Genomic DNA, 16232 nt, shown 5'->3' with positions numbered 1-16232 from the left:
TTCGTGGCGTGTCGCGACTTGTCTCTTGCGCACGCCGCGCCGATGGCGCGGCAATGTAAAGAACTTCGGAGGCGGCGCCGCGGCAGGGGCGCAAGCCGATCTTCACTTCTGGCACTGAGGGCAGAAGTAAGTGGAGCGCTGCCCCTGAACGAAATGTTTGATGGGCGTCTTGCAAACCCGGCACGGATCCCGGGTTCGCTCATAAACGAACAGCTTCTGCCGAAAATACCCCGGCATTCCCTCGGGGTTGAAGTAGTCGCGCAGCGTCGTCCCACCGGCCCGAATCGCATCGTTCAGCACCTCCTTGATGGCTTTCACCAGCGCCTCGAATTCAGCCCGCTTCAGCCGACCGGCCGCGCGACGTGGCCGCACGCCGGCGCGAAACAGCGCTTCGCTGGCGTAGATGTTGCCGACGCCGACGACCACCTGCCCATTCATGATCAACTGCTTGATCGCGACGCTGCGACCTTTGGCGGCGCGCGCCAGATACTCACCATTGAATTCATCCGACAGAGGCTCCGGCGCCAGCGACTTCAGCAACTTGTGCTGCAACGGATCGTCCGCCACCCACAGCAGACTGCCGAAGCGCCTGGGATCGTTGAAACGCAGGCACAGTCCCGTATCCATCACGATGTCGACATGATCGTGCATCGACGGGGGCGTTTCGCCAGGTAACACACGCAGGCTGCCCGACATACCGAGGTGCAGGATCATGCCGCCGCGCTGGAGGTCGAACACCAGATACTTCGCTCGCCGGCGCAGCGAGACCACGCGTTGACCGGCCGCCAGCTCCGGCAACTCGCGGGGCACGCGCCAGCGCAGGCGCGGCTCCCGGACGATCACCTTCTTGATGACCTGTCCGACGACCGACGACTCGATGCCGCGGCGGGTGGTTTCGACTTCAGGCAGTTCGGGCATGACTGTCGTGTTACCGAGAGTTTCGGTGACTTGTGCCCATTGAAAGCGGCCGATCAGGCTTCAAGGTAGGTGGGTCGCCACTGTCGCCGCTCCCCCGCGTCGCTGATCTTTGTGCGCCAAGTCGCAGCTTGAGGGAACGGCTCATTTGTGGGGGGTTCCGGGGTTGGTTATAGTCGGACGCTAGTTCCCTAGTCGTAACTTCCCCAATCCTATAAGTTTTTCGTTCGTGCAGGGGCACCCGTGAATCTAGATTTCCTCTACGGCGTTCTCGACCTGAGTTTCTGGGGCTATGTGCTGGTGACCTTCGTGTTGATCCAGGTCACGTTCATGGGAGTGACGCTGTATCTGCACCGGGACGCCACCCATCGCAGCCTCGACCTGCACCCCGCGTTACGCCATTTCTTCCGTTTCTGGCTGTGGATGACCTCCGGCATCATCACCAGGGAGTGGGTCGCCGTGCATCGCAAGCACCACGCCCGCTGCGAGACCGCCGAGGATCCGCACAGCCCGGTGGTGCTGGGTTTGAAAAAAGTGCTGCTGGAGGGCGCCGAGCTTTATCAGGCCGCCGCCCGCGATCCGGAACTGTGCGACAAATTCGGCCGCGGCACGCCCGATGACTGGATGGAGCGCAACGTTTATTCCAAGCACCGCAATCTGGGCATCGTGCTGCTGGTGGTGACCGATCTGGTGCTCTTCGGAATCCCGGGCATCATCATTCTGTCGGCGCAGCTGATCGCCAATCCTTTGCTCGCCGCCGGCGTGGTGAACGGCATCGGTCACTACTGGGGCTATCGCAACTTCGAATGCGCGGACGCGGCTCGCAACGTGGCGCCCTGGGGCTTGCTGCTCGCCGGCGAAGAATTGCATAACAACCATCATGCGTTCCCCAGCTCGGCCAAGTTCTCGGTGCAGCGTTGGGAATTCGATATCGGCTGGCTGTACATCCGCATCTTCAAGGCGCTGGGTCTGGCTCGAGTGCTGCGGACCGCGCCGGAGCCGGTGAAGGTCGAGCCGCGCGTGCAGATCGATCTGGAGAACGTTCGTGCGGTGATCGTGAATCGCATGCATGTGTTGCGCGATTACACCCGCAACGTGACCTTGCCCGTGTTCCGTGAAGAGTTGAGCAATGCCGGCGGTGCGCTGAGCCGTCGCGTTCGCAAGCTGCTGGTCCGCGAACCGGCGCTGCTGGATGTGCAGGCCCGTTCACGCTTGAGCGAAGTGCTGGCGTCCAACCAGACGCTCAAGACCGTGCATGAATTCCGCGAGCGCATGGCGGTGATGTGGAGCGGCGCCAACATGAGCAACGACAAGCTCATTCAGCATCTGAGGGACCTGATCGCCCAGGCCGAGGCCAGCGGTATCAAGGTGTTGCAGGAATTCGCCAATACGCTGCGCAGCTACTCCATGCCGATGCCGCACCCCGCCTGAAGTCACTGATCTCCAGGCGTCGGCTTCACGGCCGACGGAAGAGCCCGCCGAAAGGCGGGCTTTTTATTTCGCGCCCGATATCTTGCCCAAAGCAAAAGGCCCACCTGAGGTGGGCCTTTGCGTAAGTCTCGGACGAATCCGCCCGCCGCCAGCGGGCCGGTCGACTTACTTGATCTTGGCTTCCTTGTAGGCCACGTGCTTGCGTGCCTTGGGGTCGAACTTGCGCACTTCCATCTTGTCCGGATGCAGGCGCTTGTTCTTGGTGGTGGTGTAGAAATGGCCAGTGCCGGCCGTGGACACGAGCTTGATCTTTTCGCGCATGGCTTGAGGCTCCTACTCGTTAAACTGCGACGCCTTTGGCGCGCAGTTCGGCAACGACGGTCTCGATGCCCTTCTTTTCAATGGTGCGCAGCCCGTGGGTGGACACGCGCAGGCTGACGAAGCGGCGCTCGCTCTCGACCCAGAAACGCTGCACGTGCAGGTTGGGGAGGAAGCGACGGCGGCGCTTGTTGTTGGCGTGTGACACGGTGTTGCCGGTCATCGGCCCTTTGCCGGTGATCTGACAGACTCTGGACATGGCGGATTTCCTGGTTGGGGCGGCGCGGGCGCAATGGTTCGGTAACGCATTGGGCACGCGGGCCGGGGGCCCGAAAACGAGTCGCGCTTTATACCAGCCGGCGGCGGCTTAGGGAAGCGGTCCGAGCCCCGAAAATACCCGAATGCCGTGTTTTCGGGTCGGGTTCACAGCCAGCCGCGCTCGGCGAAGGACGCGCACACCCCGTCGCCGACCACCAGATGGTCCAGCACACGGATGTCCACCAGCGCCAGCGCCTCCTTGAGCCGCACCGTGATTTTCCGGTCCTCGGCGCTGGGTTCGGCGATACCAGAGGGGTGGTTGTGCACCAGGATCAGCGCGGCGGCATTCCGGGACAGGGCCAGCCGAAGCACCTCCCGGGGATGCACGATGGCGCCGTCGATGGTGCCTCGGAACAGTTCCTCGAAGCCGATGACCCGGTAACGACTGTCGAGCAGCAGGCAGCAGAACACTTCATAAGGCAGGTCTCGCAGCCGAAATAACACGAAGTCCCGGGTCGCTGCCGGGTTCAGCAAGGCCGAGCCGACCTTCATCAATTCCTGGTAGTGCCGGCGAGTCAGCTCCAGCGCCGCCTGCAGCACTACATATCTCGCCGGTCCGAAGCCACGCGTCTTACACACCTGCGCCCGATCGGCAGTCAGAAATGTGCGCAAGGACCCAAAGTCCGCGAGCAGGTCTCGCGCCAGATCCACCGCATTCCGCCCGCGCACTCCCGTCCCCAGCAGAATGGCGAGCAACTCCGCCTCGCTCAGCGCAGACGCGCCCACCTTCAGCAGCTTTTCCCGAGGTCGATCGCTTTCCGGCCAGTTGCGAATGGACATTCCTGGTCCCTCTGAATCCGTTCAGGGCCGTAGTCTGCCCCGCAGGCAAGGCGGGTGATGTGGAGTTGCTGCCCGGTTGAGCGGCAAATAACGGGCCTCGCGTCGCAAGGCTTGCGTGATAGCGCCGTGGCAGGCGGAACCCTGTCGGACTTGCACCGGCGGGGGCGTCCTTGGTGAAACCGCGGCAGGAGATGCTCATGAAGCTGTACGAGTTCGCCCCCACCCGCTCGATTCGAGTTCGTTGGGCACTGCAGGAGTTGGGCGTGGAGTTCGAGTCCATTTCGGTCAATGTGGCGGCGGGCGAGACGCACCGGCCCGAGTACCTCGCCATCAACCCGGCCGGCAAAATCCCGACGCTGGTCGACGGTGATTTCGTGCTCACGGAATCCGCGGCCATCGTCATGTACCTGGCCGAGAAATACCCGCAGCACCGCTTGCTGCCGACCGACCTGAAACAGCGTGCGGAGCTCAACCGATGGATGCTGTTTACAGTCACCGAGCTGGAGCAGCCGCTGTGGCGCATCGCGCGGCATTCATTTATCTATCCCGAGGAGCAACGGCTGGCTGGGGATGTCGAGATCGCCAGCCGTGAGTTCAGGCAGATGGCTGCGGTCCTGGAACAGCACATGCGCGGCCGCGAGTTCGTCGTCGGCGATCATGTGACAGTGGCCGATTTCGTTCTGGCCTATACGCTCGATTGGGGCAACGAAGCGCAGCTGCTCGATGAATGTCCGACGCTGCTTTCATATATGAAAAGCATGTACGAGCGACCCAGGGCGCCGATGCGCATCGCCGCTGCGCTGGCGAGCGTCGGGATGGCGTGAAGTAGCCCAAGATCGCCGCCAACTCGACCTTTAGGGGCCGGGTTGCGCGGTGCAGGCCTGCGGTTCGCCATTCCGGCGCGGAATGCCTGTATGCGCGGCGAGGTTTGCCCGGCCCTCGGGCCGCCCCCATAATCCAATCCATGAGCTCGCAGCCTCGCAAGATTGTTTTGGGTGTCACGGGCGGAATCGCGGCCTACAAGAGCCCGGATCTGGTGCGCCGTTTGATCGACCAGGGCGCCGAAGTCCAGGTGGTCATGTCGCGCGGCGCCCAGCAATTCGTCACGGCGCTGACCTTCCAGGCGGTGTCGGGCAAGCCGGTCCGCGACGACTTGTGGGACGAGAGTGGCGAAGCGGCGATGGGACACATCGAGCTGGCGCGTTGGGCCGACGAGATTGTGATTGCTCCGGCCACCGCCGATTTTCTGGCGAAGCTCACTCACGGCTTTGCGGATGACCTGCTCACGACGCTGTGTCTTGCCACCACTGCGCCGATCACAGTCGCGCCGGCAATGAATCGTCAGATGTGGGCGAACGCGGCGACCCAAGCGAACGTACGCACTCTCAAAGAGCGTGGCGTGCGCGTGCTCGGTCCGGCGAGCGGCGAACAGGCATGCGGTGAAGTGGGTGTCGGTCGCATGCTCGAACCAACGCAAATTGCTGCTGAGATTTTCACCACGCGCGGCGGCGCCGGTCCGCTGCAAGGGCTGAAGGTCGTGGTCACCGCCGGCCCAACGCGAGAGAAGATCGATCCCGTGCGCTTCATCAGCAATCGCAGCTCGGGCAAGATGGGCTACGCCGTTGCGGAAGCTGCTCGTGAAGCGGGTGCTGCTGTCGTGCTGGTGAGCGGTCCGGTGCAGATCCCAACGCCGCGCGGGGTCGATCGCGTCGACGTGGAAAGCGCCGAACAAATGCTGAGCGCCGTTCAAAGCAATCTCGTGGGCGCGGATATTTTCATCGCGGCCGCGGCGGTCTCCGATTATCGTTGTCGCGAGATCGCGGGCGAGAAGATCAAGAAAACCAGCGACACATTGAATCTAGCGCTGGCGCGTGCGCCCGATGTGCTCGCAACCGTTTCTCGCAGCGAGGCACATCCGTTCCTGGTCGGCTTCGCCGCCGAAACCGAGCACGTAGAGCGCAACGCGCTCATCAAACTCAACAACAAGAATCTCGATATGATCGCCGCCAACAAAGTCGGCGACGGCCTGGCGTTCGATAAAGACGAGAACGCGCTCACCGTTTACTGGCAGGGCGGTAAGCAAGAGCTGTCGATGACCAGTAAAACGGCGCTGGCGCGCCAACTGGTCGAGCTGATCGCGCAGCGTTATCACGCGCGCGGCGCCCACCCGACACCCACGCAGACTTCTGTTTCAACTACACCCTTGTCCGCTGCTCATGCCCGCTGATGGAACGTCGTCCGGCGCCGCTTCGCGCCGTCGCTTGCAGATTCGTGTGCTCGATGCTCGCATCGGCCGCGACTATCCCTTGCCGCAATATGCGACGTCAGGATCCGCGGGTGTCGACCTGCGCGCCTGCATCGATGCGCCGCTGGAGTTGAAGCCCGGCGACACGCAGCTCATTCCTTCGGGCATCGCGATATATCTGGAGGATCCGGGTTACGCGGCCATCGTCTTGCCGCGCTCGGGCCTCGGCCACAAGCACGGCATCGTGCTCGGCAATCTGGTCGGGCTGATCGACTCGGACTACCAGGGACAGGTGTTCGTTTCGTGCTGGAATCGCGGTCAGAGCACGTTCACGATCCAACCGGGCGAGCGTATTGCGCAGCTGGTGGTGGTGCCAGTGGTGCAGGTCGAGTTCGACGTAGTGAACGAGTTCGCCGTGACCGAGCGCGGCGCCGGCGGCTTCGGCAGCTCCGGCCGGGGCTAGCGGCGGCTACTGAATTCCCTTCAGTTCCTTGAAACGGTTGATGTCGGCGGTGAAGGTCGATTTCACCTCGGCCTGCTCGGCCAGGTTCTTCTCCAGCGACGACTCATACACACGCAGGCTGTTCACCGTGTTGACCATGTCTTCGGCGAGATGGTCGGGCAGCGCCGGCGCGTTGGGCTTGTTGCTGTAAGGTTTGAAGCGCGCCACTTGCGATTCGAGGCGGCTCTGACGCTCGCGCATGTTGGAGATGGTTTGCTCGGTGACGCGCCGCTGCGCCACCAGCATCTCGAGGCGTTGATCGCGCAGCCGCTCGATATCGGCCACGGTCTCGTAAGTCTCCAGCAGCATGCGATCGCGCTGTTCGCGCTCCTGGCGCAGCCTTCGCTCCTTCGCTTCGAGAACCTCCCGAGCGATCCGGGCGGCGCGCGACTGGTCGCCCTCGATGACCCGCAGCACCATGCCGCGAGCATTGAGGACTTCCACGTCCTGGCCCTGGCAGCCGGGCGGCATGCTGTCGCCGTACAGGGATTGTCCCTTGGCGTCTCTGCAGCGGAAGTAAGCCTCTTCGGAAGTGCCGCTCCTGTTCTTGCTCTGCGCGGCAAGAACGGCACCGGACGCGAATGTCGCAGCGATGATCGTCAGTATGCGAATCATGCGCATCGGTGTGCAATTTTCCCCGGAGCCGAGTGGTCGTATTCTGCCGTAAGGCGCGCGCGTGACGTCAACTTTGGACACTTTTGGTCAGTGTGCGTTCCGAGCGGCGGTGGGCCGCGCGGCGCGCATTGAATCAGTTGTCGACCCCATATTCCTTGCGATACTGCTCGATTGCCGCAAGTTGCTGCGCGTCCCCGGACTGCCGCAGGTAATCGATCAGATCCGTCAGCCGCAGAATACTGCTCACCGGCAGTTGCAATGTTTGTTCCACTTCCTGCACCGCCGACAGCTGACCCTGGCCGCGCTCCTGCCGGTCCAAAGCCAGAATGACGCCCACCGGCGTGGCGCCCGCTCCGCGGATGATGTCGGTGGCTTCACGAATCGCCGTGCCGGCGGTGATCACGTCGTCGACGATCAACACGCGGCCGCGCAGCGGCGCGCCGACGATGTTGCCGCCTTCGCCGTGATCCTTGGCCTCCTTGCGATTGAACGCCCAGGGAACATCCCGGCTGTACTGATCGGCGAGCGCCACCGAAGTGGTCGCCACCAGCGGGATGCCTTTGTAAGCCGGGCCAAACAACACATCAAACTGAATGCCCGCGGCCGTCACCGCCTGCGCATAGGCGCGACCCAGTTCAGCCAGCGCCCGCCCCGAGTTGAACAGCCCAGCGTTGAAAAAGTACGGGCTGACGCGGCCCGATTTGAGCTTGAACTCGCCGAAGCGCAACACGCCCAGCTGCAGGCACAGGTCGATGAAGGAGCGCATGTAACAAACACTGTGGGATGGACGGCGGCGATGGTAGTCGATTTCCACTCGACTTCGGATCCGATTCGGCCTGATTTCGCGCGGCTTACGCTCGCAGGCGCGGTGACGGGCCATCGCTTCCCTATAATGACCCGCCATGAGCACAGTGGCAGCAGGCACGACACAGGCGACACCGGCGGACAAGCCGCGGTGGCGCGACATTCTGGCCAGTCCCAAGATGGTCGCCATCATGGTGTTGGGCGCGGCCTCCGGCTTTCCCAACCAGATTACCGAAAGCGCGCTGCAGGCCTGGCTGAAGGACAGCGGTGCGACCAACACCACCATCGGCATTCTTTCCTACGTGGCGTTGCCTTATCTGTTCAAGTTCCTGTGGGCGCCCGCCATCGATCGATATCCGCTGCCGCTGCTGGGCCGGCGCCGTGGCTGGATCGCTCTGACGCAACTGGCGCTCGCCGTGGCCATCGGCGTATTCGCGTTGCAGAACCCTGCGGTCTCGTTGACGCCCATCGCGATCTGCGCAGTGGCGATCGTGTTTTTCTCGGCAACCCAGGACATCGCGTTCGACGCCTATCGCACCGACGTGGCCAAACCTCACGAGCGCGGTCTGGCGGCGGCCGCGAATAACCTGGGATATAGAACGTCGGCCTGGCTGGCCTCGGCATTCGCATTGGTAGTCGCGGACTTTCTCGGCTGGAAGCCGGCGTTTCTGATTCTTGCCGCGGTGATGGCGGCGTTCTGTTTCGCCACGCTGTTTGCACCCGAGCCGCACTATGAGCATGCGCCGCCGCGCTCTTTGAAAGAGTCGCTGGTGGTGCCGCTGCGTGAGCTGCTGGGCAGTCCGAGCGCCATCGCGTTCATCGCGCTGGTGATCTTGTTCAAGGTGGGCGACGCGTTCGCGCTGCGCTTGTTCACGCCATTCATGATGGATGTGGGGTTCAGCAAGACCGAGATCGCGGTGGTGTTGAAAGCACTGTTCACCGCGAGCGCCATCATCGGCGCGATTCTCGGCGGCGTGTTGATGGTGCGCCTGGGGCTGCTGAAGTCGATGTTGATTTTCGGAGTGATGCAGACCGCGTCCAACTTGCTGTACTACGCGCTGGCGCTGACGGGCAAAAGCTACCCGTTGATGATCGTCGCGGTGAGCATCGACAACATCGCCGGCGCGATGGGCAACATTGCCTCGGTGGCTATGATCATGGCCCTGTGCGACATGCGTTACAGCGCGTTTCAGTATGCGCTGCTGTCCTCGATCGCGTTGACGCCCCGATATCTGTTGGGTGGTCCGGCGGGGTGGATCGCCGACAGGGCGGGCTGGGATATGTACTACGTGGTCAGCGTGCTGCTGGCCATGCCGGGCCTGCTGCTGGTGTGGTTCATGCGTGACAAGATCCGGCAGCTGGATGCGCCACGCCCCGGATAAGAAACAAACGATAGCAGCCGGGCGATGGCCCGGCGCCGACAGCTGCGCAACGGCTATTCGTTGACGACGTTATAAATCGCGCGGCGAAGGCCACTCGGAATAACCGGAAGCCTCGGAACGATCCAGGCTCATCAGCGGATCGATCCAGCCGCCGGTCGCGGCGATGTCCCGCTCCGATTCGTAGTCCTCGGGCTCGACGTCGACCGAGCCGGTCCAGTCCTCCGGCGCCTGGGCTTCTTCGAAATCCTGTTCTTCCCAAGATTCGAGATCGAACTCTTCCAGAGTGCCGTCGAAGTGCTGAACTTCCACGGTGTCATCGTCACGATCCACCGCGACTACTTCGAACAGCGCGCCGTTGAAGCGGCGATACCAATCACCCACGACCGGGCTCGGTGAAGTCATTGACCATCCTCCATCATGAAAGAGGGGGCAGTCCTTGCGGGCGGCATCCTTGCGTCGTGCGATACGAATTATCGACGCTTTTCTTTTAGTCCTGCGTGCTGAGGGATTCAAGTGGGATTTTTTCTGCAAGGCACCACGCAGTGCGCCTCAGAGCTGCTGTGGAGTCACCCTCACAGCGCGCACGGATTTCATATTTGCTGGAGCCGAATGTGACTTTTGTGTCACGCCGATGGCGTGGCCGCGATGCGCCGATAACTCAAATCCCAAACGCCATGACCGAGCCGGTGACCGCGTCGTTCGAAACGGGTCACGGGACGCTCTTCGTTGCGGGCGACGAAGCCGGTGTCCGGCGCCTCGTTGGCAAACGACGGCGAGGCATCGATGACTTCGCGCATATGCATGGCGTAATGCTCCCAATCGGTCGCCAGCCGTAGCGTACCGCCCACGGCTAGCGACTGCGCCAGCAGCTCGACGAATTCCGGTTGGATCAAGCGCCGCTTGTGATGACGTTTCTTGTGCCACGGATCGGGAAAGAAGATATGGATCAGCTGCAGCGACCCGGGTGGCAGCTGTTGTTGCAGCACCTCGACAGCGTCATGGCAGATCACGCGTAAGTTCTGCAGCCCGGCCGTGTACGCACCCAGCAACAGATGACCCACGCCAGGTTTGTGGACTTCCACCCCGATGCAATCCAGCTCCGGATGTTTCTCGGCGAACGCCAGCAGCGCTTCGCCCGCGCCGAAGCCGATCTCGAGCATTCGTGGCGCGCGACGGCCGAACAGTTGATCGAGGTCGAGCGGCTGCCCGTTGAATTCCACGCCATAGCGCGGCCAGAGATCGTCCAGTGCGCGCTGCTGAGCCGCGGTCGCGCGGCCGCCTCGAATGACGAAGCTGCGAATCGTGCGGCGAGAGGGAGCGCTGGAGCGGGCGTCGTCTTCGGTCATTTCTGAGACTGCAGATGGTCGTAAAGCGATTTGGCAGCCGAGTGCAGCGGCGCCCCGGTACGAACACAAAGAAACAATTGGCGTTGCGCCCAGGCATCGGTCAACGGCACCGACGCCAGTGACAGGGAGCGGATGTAAACAGCGGCAGCCGCGCGGGGCACGATGCTCACGCCCAGCCCGGCCGCGACCATGGCGCAGGCGGCGTCGAAGCTGGTCACCTGTACGCGCCAGTTCATGGAACGATCGGACTCCATGGCCGCGCGCGTCAGCAGGCGATGCAGCGAGCTGCCCGCGTGCAAACCGACGAAAGGTTGGTCGGTCAATTCCGCGAACGACAGTGAGCTGCGCCCGGCCAGCGGGTGATCCGGCTTCAACACCACCACCAGATCGTCGTTCCGAAATGGCACCGTGCTCAGCCCGTCGATCACCGGCAGCTCGCTGACGATGCCAAGGTCGGCGGAATTGTCGGCCACCGCGGTGGCGATCGCCGAGCTGACGTGCTCTTCGAGATGAACGTGAATGTCCGGATGCTGGCGGGCGAACGAAGCCAAGGCGTGCGGCAGGAATTCCACGATGGCCGAAATGTTTGCAAACATTCGTACATAGCCGCGTGTGCCGGAGGCATGCCGGCGCATCTCGTCGTCCAGCTGCGCCGCCTGATGCAGCAGGACGCGAGCTCTTGCCAGCAGCGCATGTCCGGCTGCCGTCAGTTCCACCCCTTTCGCTCCGCGCAGCAGCAGCGCGCCGCCCAGGTTGTCCTCCAGGTCGGAGATCCGCTTGCTGACGGCCGAGGCGACGGTATGCGACCGTTCAGCGGCGCGGGCGATGCTGCCGGCATCGGCCACGGCCACGAACAGTTCCAGGTCACGTAAATCGAATCTGAGAGCCACGGAAGCTACGGCGGGGGATGGATCGAGGGTCTCCAGTATAGCGGTCGCCCACCCCGGTTGCGGGCGACACCGACATTGGCCCCGGCATTGGCCCGGCATTGGCAAGTCACCGTCGGTTGCCTAGAATCGGCTCGGCGCGGGTGTAGCTCAGTTGGTAGAGCACAAGTTTCCCAAACTTGAGGTCGCGGGTTCGAGACCCGTCGCCCGCTCCAAATCCGGCCCGTCGGGCGCGACTACCCTAACTTGCCTCGCCCAGTCCGGCAGCGTTGCTCGCCGCCGCGTCCGACCTTTTGTCAGGAGGATTGCCGTCCGATGTCCGCCAGCCGCCGTGATTTCTTAGTGGGAACGGGGGCCGCGCTCGCGGTCACCCATCTGCCGGCCGTCGCCCAGAACGCCAATCAGAACGCCAAGCCGGCCATCAGCCGAGCGGCCAACATCGACAAGGCCACCGAGGGCCTGCTCGCCGAGCTAGCTGAAGAGTTGATGGTGGACTATCCCGAGAGCGCCACCGGATTGGGGATCGACACCGGCGCGCGTGCTCCGCTCAAGGCGAAGCTGACGGATCGCTCGGCCGACGGTCAGCGCGCCATCGCGCAGCGGATCGCCAAACGTTTGCAACGCTTGAAGGCGATCGATACCTCCACCCTCAGCGATGCGACTCGCATCAATGTGGATGTCATGCGCACCGCGCATGAGTTCGCCGCGGAAGGATTCGAATTTCCGTACGGCGACGTTTCGACCCTGAGTCAGAACTGGTCGTATCGAAACGCGCCTTACGTGGTAGCGCAGAACACCGGCGCCTTCCTCGAAATCCCGAGTATGCTCGATTCGCGGCACACCGTTGAAACGCGCGCCGATGCGGACGCTTATCTGTCCCGTATGGAAGCGTATGCGGGGCAACTCGATGGTGAAACCGGAAGACTGCGCGAAGCAGCCGCTCAAGGCGTGATTGCGCCGGATTTCCTGCTCGACAAGACGCTCAATCAGCTGCGCATCGCGCGCGGTGGCAAGGTCGCCGAATGGTCGCTGGTGACATCGTTGGCGCAGCGGACCAAGAACATGCCGGGCGATTACGCAGGCAAGGCCGCCAAGATCGCCAAGGAGAAAGTTGCGCCCGCGCTCGAGCGGCAGCTCAATGAGTTGGAAGCGCATCGCAAGCGCGCCACTAGCGACGCGGGCGTATGGAAGTTGCCGCGCGGCGATGAGTATTACGCGTGGGCGTTGAGTGCGGGCACGACCACTCGCATGACGCCAGATCAAATCCACGAGCTCGGCCTGGAAGAACTGCGCGCCTTGCAGTCGGAGATGGATGGAATTCTCAAGGCGCAGGGCATGACCGAGGGAACGGTGGGCGAGCGCATGACGGCGCTCGGCAAAGAAGAGCGCTTTTTATACCCGGACAACGACGAAGGCCGCGCGCAGATCATGGCGCTGCTCAACGATCGGGTTAAGGATATCCGAACGCGATTGCCGCGTGCGTTCGCGACCCTGGTGCCAGGAAATCTCGAAATCGTACGCATGGCGCCCGAGGTGGAGCCGGGCGCCCCGGGGGCTTACGGCGGCGCCGGCACCATCGACGGCAAAGTGCCGGGCAAGTTCTGGATCAACCTGCACACCACCAAGCTCTGGACCAGTTATGCGTTGCCGACGCTGACCTATCACGAGTCCATTCCAGGGCACGTGTGGCAGGGCGAATATACATTCAAGCTGCCGTTGTTCCGTTCGTTGCTGGCGTTCAATGCGTTCGCCGAAGGCTGGGCGTTGTACGCCGAGCAGCTCGCGGACGAGCTGGGGGTTTACCAGAACGATCCGTTCGGCCGTCTCGGTTATCTGCAATCCATCGCGTTCCGCGCCTGCCGACTGGTGGTCGATACCGGCCTGCACGCCAAGCGCTGGACGCGCCAGCAGGCCATCGAATGGTTCGCGCGCACCAACGGTTCGGGCATCGAAGAAGTCACCAGCGAAGTGGACCGCTACTGCGCCTGGCCGGGCCAGGCGTGCGGCTACAAGGTCGGACACAGCGAGATCAACCGTCTGCGCAACAAGGCGCAGCAGGCGCTCGGCAACAAGTTCGACTTCCGCAAGTTCAACGATGCGGTGGTGATGGGCGGTGACGTGCCGATGGTGGTCCTCGCACGCAACATCGATGCCTTCATCGCGCGCAGCTGAGGATCGTTCATGCGGATTGCCACATACAACGTAAATAGTGTCCACGCGCGCCTGCCCAGTCTGGTGCGCTGGCTGCAGGAAACATCGCCGGACGTGGCCTGTCTGCAGGAATTGAAGACGCCTTCGGAGAAGTTTCCCGAGGCCGCGATTCGCGAGCTCGGCTATGGCGTGATCTGGCACGGGCAGAAGAGTTACAACGGGGTCGCCATTCTCACCAAGGGTTGCGAGCCCACCGAGATCCGACGTGCGCTTCCCGGCGATCCCGAGGATTTGCATAGCCGTTACATCGAAGCGGTGGTTCGCGATGTGATCATCGGTTGTTTGTATTTGCCGAATGGCAATCCGGCGCCCGGCGAGAAGTTCGACTACAAGCTGCGCTGGCTGGAACGGCTGCGAGTGCATGCGGCCGAGCTGGTGAACAGCGACAACGCGGTGGTGCTGGCCGGCGACTACAACGTCATCCCCACCGAAAAGGATGTTTATAAACCGGAGCGCTGGGTGGACGATGCGTTGTTCCGCGTCGAGACGCGCGAGGCTTTCGGACGCATTGTCGAGCAAGGATGGGTCGACGCCATCCGCTATCTGCATCCGGAAGCGACCATCTATACGTTCTGGGATTACTTCCGGAACGCCTATGGTCGAGATGCGGGACTGCGCATCGATCATCTGTTGTTGAACGCGACCGCGGCCAGGCGGCTCAAGGCGGGCGGCGTCGATCGAGACGTCCGCGGTTGGGAAAAGCCGAGCGACCACGCACCAACTTGGATCGAGCTCGCGGACTGAAGTCGCGAGCTCGGGCCACATAACGTCGAGAACTGGCCAGCGCTTGCCGGCCGGCGGGCCGCCGCTCTAAGCTCGGATGAAGTCCCGCCGGAAACCGTCTCGCTCGCTCGATGTTTCGTTGGCGTAAACAAGTCGCTTCGTCCGTGCCGGTCGCGCCTGCGGCCGAGGCTGCGGCCGATCCGACGGCCAATGCGACCGAAACCCTGGTGCATCTGGATCGGCGCTACCGCCGCCCGTTGACCAGCTACTTCGAAAAGCGCATCCGGGAAAGCTACGACATCGACGACCTAGTGCAGGAAGTCTTCATCCGCCTGGCGCATCGGCCGAATTTCGACAACATCGAGTACCTGGAAGGCTACGTGTTCCAGATTGCCGCGAACGTCATCCGCGATCGCGTGCGCCGGCGCGCCGTGCGGCATGCGGCCGATCACGATTCGCTGGAAAACTCCGAATTGCCCATTAACGATTTTTCGCCGGAGCGCGTCTTACAAGGCAGGCAGTTGCTCGATCGGGCGCTCGGCGCCTTGACCGAGCTGCCGGCGCGCACCCGTCATGTATTCGTGTTGCGTCTATACGAAGGTATGAAACAGGAGGAGATCGCGGCTAGCCTGCAGATCAGCGTCGAAACCGTGCGCTTTCATTTGCGGCGTGCCAAGGAGCACATGGCGCGGGGGTTGGAGAAATGAGCACGGAATTGCTGAATGACGCGTATGCCGCCGCGGCGGACTGGCACGGTCGGCTCGACGAGGACGACTCGCCACGCACGCGTGCCGAGTTCGACGCGTGGCTTGCGGCCGATCCGCGCAATAGAGCCGCTTTCGATGCGGTCGAGCAAACGTGGGCGTCGCTTGCGGCAGCTCCAGTGGACGATCGCGTCCTGAAGTTGCGCCGAGAAGCGCTGAGCGCAACCCATCGATTGCGTTACTTTCGTGTCGCGATGGCCGCCGCCGTCCTCGGCGTTGCCGTGGCCATCGGTTACGCCGTTACTCCGATCTTTCGCGATGGTCCGGCTTCGCCGTCACGAATCATGGCGCGCGAGGCGATCGAGGGCGGAGCCTTCCGCACGGCTATCGGCGAGCGTTCCAATATCACTTTGTCGGATGGCTCTTCGGTCGTGCTGAACACCAGCAGCCGTATCGAAGTGCGCTTCACGCCCGAGCGACGCAGTGTTCGTTTGCTGGCCGGGCAGGCGTGGTTCCAGGTCGCCAGCAATCCGAATCGGCCGTTCGTGGTCGAAGCGGCAGATCAGCGCGTGACCGCGCTCGGTACTGCTTTCGATGTTCGTCTGAACGATCGCGACTCCGTGCAGGTCACGCTGGCCGAAGGCAAGGTTTCGGTCGAGCCGATACTGTCGCCACTGGCTCGTTTGATCAGCCCGCCGCCGGTGCCCGAGCTGCTGATTGCCGGCGAAGCGCTGATCGTTTCGGACCACGCGCCGGTCGAAAAGCGCAAGGCCGATGTGAGCAAAGTGGTGAGCTGGCGTCAGGGACAGGTGGTCTTCGACAACGACACGCTGGCCACCGCCATCGCCGAAATCAATCGTTACTCGGCCTGGCGCATCGAGCTGGCCGACCCGGCGCTGGGTCAGCTGCGCGTCAGCGGCGTATTCAAAGCGGGCCACAGCGAAAGCTTCGTCGAAACCGTCACCGGTCACTATCCATTGCAGATCGCGAGTCGCGACGGCTCCCGCATCCTGCTGACGGCCGCCGACTGAGCGTTAACACTTTTGTCATG

At 62.9% G+C, this 16232-nt stretch carries 18 protein-coding genes and 1 tRNA gene; 10 read left to right on the top strand and 9 right to left on the bottom strand.

Translation table 11 applies throughout. The annotated features are described in order from the left end of the window. Nucleotides 1-102: 102 nt before the first annotated feature. Nucleotides 103-918 (bottom strand): bifunctional DNA-formamidopyrimidine glycosylase/DNA-(apurinic or apyrimidinic site) lyase, encoded by an 816-nt coding sequence (mutM, locus tag JM946_RS03575; protein ID WP_203165761.1) that lies wholly within the window; start codon nucleotides 916-918, stop codon nucleotides 103-105. 240 nt (nucleotides 919-1158) lie between these two features. On the opposite strand from mutM, the gene JM946_RS03570 reads away from it, so the two are divergent. Beyond that, nucleotides 1159-2346: a DesA family fatty acid desaturase gene (locus tag JM946_RS03570; protein WP_203165760.1), complete on the top strand. Its 1188-nt coding sequence runs from the start codon at nucleotides 1159-1161 to the stop codon at nucleotides 2344-2346. A gap of 165 nt (nucleotides 2347-2511) precedes the next feature. Here JM946_RS03570 and rpmG read toward each other — a convergent pair whose 3' ends face one another. The 3 genes from rpmG to radC form a co-directional block, all read right to left on the bottom strand. Next, nucleotides 2512-2667: a 50S ribosomal protein L33 gene (gene rpmG, locus JM946_RS03565; protein WP_116808805.1), complete on the bottom strand. Its 156-nt coding sequence runs from the start codon at nucleotides 2665-2667 to the stop codon at nucleotides 2512-2514. Between the two features lie 19 nt (nucleotides 2668-2686). Further along, a complete protein-coding gene (rpmB, locus tag JM946_RS03560; protein WP_203165759.1) occupies nucleotides 2687-2923 on the bottom strand; it encodes a 50S ribosomal protein L28 in 237 nt (78 codons plus the stop codon). Nucleotides 2924-3087: 164 nt separating this feature from the next. After that, on the bottom strand, nucleotides 3088-3762 hold the full coding sequence (gene radC, locus JM946_RS03555; RefSeq protein WP_203165758.1) for a RadC family protein: 675 nt from the start codon (nucleotides 3760-3762) through the stop codon (nucleotides 3088-3090). Nucleotides 3763-3959: 197 nt separating this feature from the next. On the opposite strand from radC, the gene JM946_RS03550 reads away from it, so the two are divergent. From JM946_RS03550 to dut, 3 genes are all read left to right on the top strand, one after another. Then, nucleotides 3960-4586: a glutathione S-transferase family protein gene (locus JM946_RS03550; RefSeq protein WP_203165757.1), complete on the top strand. Its 627-nt coding sequence runs from the start codon at nucleotides 3960-3962 to the stop codon at nucleotides 4584-4586. 140 nt (nucleotides 4587-4726) lie between these two features. Continuing rightward, a complete protein-coding gene (coaBC, locus tag JM946_RS03545) occupies nucleotides 4727-5989 on the top strand; it encodes a bifunctional phosphopantothenoylcysteine decarboxylase/phosphopantothenate--cysteine ligase CoaBC (protein ID WP_203165756.1) in 1263 nt (420 codons plus the stop codon). Further along, nucleotides 5979-6470 carry a dUTP diphosphatase gene (dut, locus tag JM946_RS03540; protein ID WP_203165755.1) on the top strand — a complete coding sequence of 164 codons (492 nt, stop codon included), beginning with the start codon at nucleotides 5979-5981 and terminating at the stop codon, nucleotides 6468-6470. Before coaBC ends, dut begins: the two co-directional genes overlap by 11 nt. Before the next feature lie 6 nt (nucleotides 6471-6476). Here dut and JM946_RS03535 read toward each other — a convergent pair whose 3' ends face one another. Beyond that, nucleotides 6477-7124: a hypothetical protein gene (locus JM946_RS03535; protein WP_203165754.1), complete on the bottom strand. Its 648-nt coding sequence runs from the start codon at nucleotides 7122-7124 to the stop codon at nucleotides 6477-6479. Between the two features lie 133 nt (nucleotides 7125-7257). Further along, entirely contained in the window at nucleotides 7258-7890 is a 633-nt protein-coding gene (pyrE, locus tag JM946_RS03530) for an orotate phosphoribosyltransferase (protein ID WP_203165753.1), read from the bottom strand. A 136-nt stretch (nucleotides 7891-8026) separates the two neighbouring features. Here pyrE and JM946_RS03525 point away from each other — a divergent pair, with 136 nt between their 5' ends. Continuing rightward, a complete protein-coding gene (locus tag JM946_RS03525; RefSeq protein WP_203165752.1) occupies nucleotides 8027-9310 on the top strand; it encodes an AmpG family muropeptide MFS transporter in 1284 nt (427 codons plus the stop codon). Nucleotides 9311-9379: 69 nt separating this feature from the next. On the opposite strand, the gene JM946_RS03520 is transcribed toward JM946_RS03525, so the two are convergent. The 3 genes from JM946_RS03520 to JM946_RS03510 all read right to left on the bottom strand — a co-directional run bounded on the left by JM946_RS03520 (nucleotide 9380) and on the right by JM946_RS03510 (nucleotide 11546). Next, on the bottom strand, nucleotides 9380-9712 hold the full coding sequence (locus tag JM946_RS03520) for a DUF6763 family protein (RefSeq protein ID WP_203165751.1): 333 nt from the start codon (nucleotides 9710-9712) through the stop codon (nucleotides 9380-9382). Nucleotides 9713-9933: 221 nt separating this feature from the next. Then, complete coding sequence (trmB, locus tag JM946_RS03515) at nucleotides 9934-10656, bottom strand: tRNA (guanosine(46)-N7)-methyltransferase TrmB (protein WP_203165750.1); 723 nt, start codon at nucleotides 10654-10656, stop codon at nucleotides 9934-9936. Next, the gene (locus JM946_RS03510; protein ID WP_203165749.1) at nucleotides 10653-11546 is read right to left on the bottom strand and encodes a LysR family transcriptional regulator; all 894 of its coding nucleotides are present in this window, start codon (nucleotides 11544-11546) and stop codon (nucleotides 10653-10655) included. The genes trmB and JM946_RS03510 overlap by 4 nt, the downstream gene beginning before the upstream one ends. A 136-nt stretch (nucleotides 11547-11682) precedes the next feature. Between JM946_RS03510 and JM946_RS03505 the strand changes: the two genes are divergently transcribed. The 5 genes from JM946_RS03505 to JM946_RS03485 all read left to right on the top strand — a co-directional run bounded on the left by JM946_RS03505 (nucleotide 11683) and on the right by JM946_RS03485 (nucleotide 16212). Continuing rightward, a tRNA-Gly gene (locus JM946_RS03505) sits at nucleotides 11683-11758 on the top strand. A gap of 100 nt (nucleotides 11759-11858) precedes the next feature. Then, entirely contained in the window at nucleotides 11859-13715 is a 1857-nt protein-coding gene (locus JM946_RS03500) for a DUF885 domain-containing protein (protein ID WP_203165748.1), read from the top strand. Between the two features lie 9 nt (nucleotides 13716-13724). Beyond that, entirely contained in the window at nucleotides 13725-14498 is a 774-nt protein-coding gene (gene xth, locus JM946_RS03495) for an exodeoxyribonuclease III (protein WP_203165747.1), read from the top strand. Nucleotides 14499-14608: 110 nt separating this feature from the next. Continuing rightward, nucleotides 14609-15184 (top strand): RNA polymerase sigma factor, encoded by a 576-nt coding sequence (locus JM946_RS03490; RefSeq protein ID WP_203165746.1) that lies wholly within the window; start codon nucleotides 14609-14611, stop codon nucleotides 15182-15184. After that, nucleotides 15181-16212, top strand: coding sequence for a FecR family protein (locus tag JM946_RS03485; protein WP_203165745.1), 1032 nt, complete (start codon nucleotides 15181-15183; stop codon nucleotides 16210-16212). The genes JM946_RS03490 and JM946_RS03485 overlap by 4 nt, the downstream gene beginning before the upstream one ends. The last annotated feature ends 20 nt before the right edge of the window (nucleotides 16213-16232 follow it).

The sequence above is a fragment of the Steroidobacter gossypii genome (assembly GCF_016801985.1).
Lineage (GTDB): Bacteria > Pseudomonadota > Gammaproteobacteria > Steroidobacterales > Steroidobacteraceae > Steroidobacter > Steroidobacter gossypii.
The sequence above is the reverse complement of the archived record's forward strand: the minus strand, read 5'-3'. Positions and strand labels throughout refer to the sequence as shown.

Excerpts from the sequence above, each read along its gene's own strand:
- mutM (WP_203165761.1), bottom strand. The coding sequence starts at position 918 with ATGCCCGAACTGCCTGAAGTCGAAACCACCCGCCGCGGCATCGAGTCG.
- rpmG (WP_116808805.1), bottom strand. The coding sequence starts at position 2,667 with ATGCGCGAAAAGATCAAGCTCGTGTCCACGGCCGGCACTGGCCATTTC.
- rpmB (WP_203165759.1), bottom strand. The coding sequence starts at position 2,923 with ATGTCCAGAGTCTGTCAGATCACCGGCAAAGGGCCGATGACCGGCAAC.
- radC (WP_203165758.1), bottom strand. The coding sequence starts at position 3,762 with ATGTCCATTCGCAACTGGCCGGAAAGCGATCGACCTCGGGAAAAGCTG.
- JM946_RS03550 (WP_203165757.1), top strand. The coding sequence starts at position 3,960 with ATGAAGCTGTACGAGTTCGCCCCCACCCGCTCGATTCGAGTTCGTTGG.
- coaBC (WP_203165756.1), top strand. The coding sequence starts at position 4,727 with ATGAGCTCGCAGCCTCGCAAGATTGTTTTGGGTGTCACGGGCGGAATC.
- dut (WP_203165755.1), top strand. The coding sequence starts at position 5,979 with ATGCCCGCTGATGGAACGTCGTCCGGCGCCGCTTCGCGCCGTCGCTTG.
- JM946_RS03535 (WP_203165754.1), bottom strand. The coding sequence starts at position 7,124 with ATGATTCGCATACTGACGATCATCGCTGCGACATTCGCGTCCGGTGCC.
- pyrE (WP_203165753.1), bottom strand. The coding sequence starts at position 7,890 with ATGCGCTCCTTCATCGACCTGTGCCTGCAGCTGGGCGTGTTGCGCTTC.
- JM946_RS03525 (WP_203165752.1), top strand. The coding sequence starts at position 8,027 with ATGAGCACAGTGGCAGCAGGCACGACACAGGCGACACCGGCGGACAAG.
- JM946_RS03520 (WP_203165751.1), bottom strand. The coding sequence starts at position 9,712 with ATGACTTCACCGAGCCCGGTCGTGGGTGATTGGTATCGCCGCTTCAAC.
- trmB (WP_203165750.1), bottom strand. The coding sequence starts at position 10,656 with ATGACCGAAGACGACGCCCGCTCCAGCGCTCCCTCTCGCCGCACGATT.
- JM946_RS03500 (WP_203165748.1), top strand. The coding sequence starts at position 11,859 with ATGTCCGCCAGCCGCCGTGATTTCTTAGTGGGAACGGGGGCCGCGCTC.
- xth (WP_203165747.1), top strand. The coding sequence starts at position 13,725 with ATGCGGATTGCCACATACAACGTAAATAGTGTCCACGCGCGCCTGCCC.
- JM946_RS03490 (WP_203165746.1), top strand. The coding sequence starts at position 14,609 with ATGTTTCGTTGGCGTAAACAAGTCGCTTCGTCCGTGCCGGTCGCGCCT.
- JM946_RS03485 (WP_203165745.1), top strand. The coding sequence starts at position 15,181 with ATGAGCACGGAATTGCTGAATGACGCGTATGCCGCCGCGGCGGACTGG.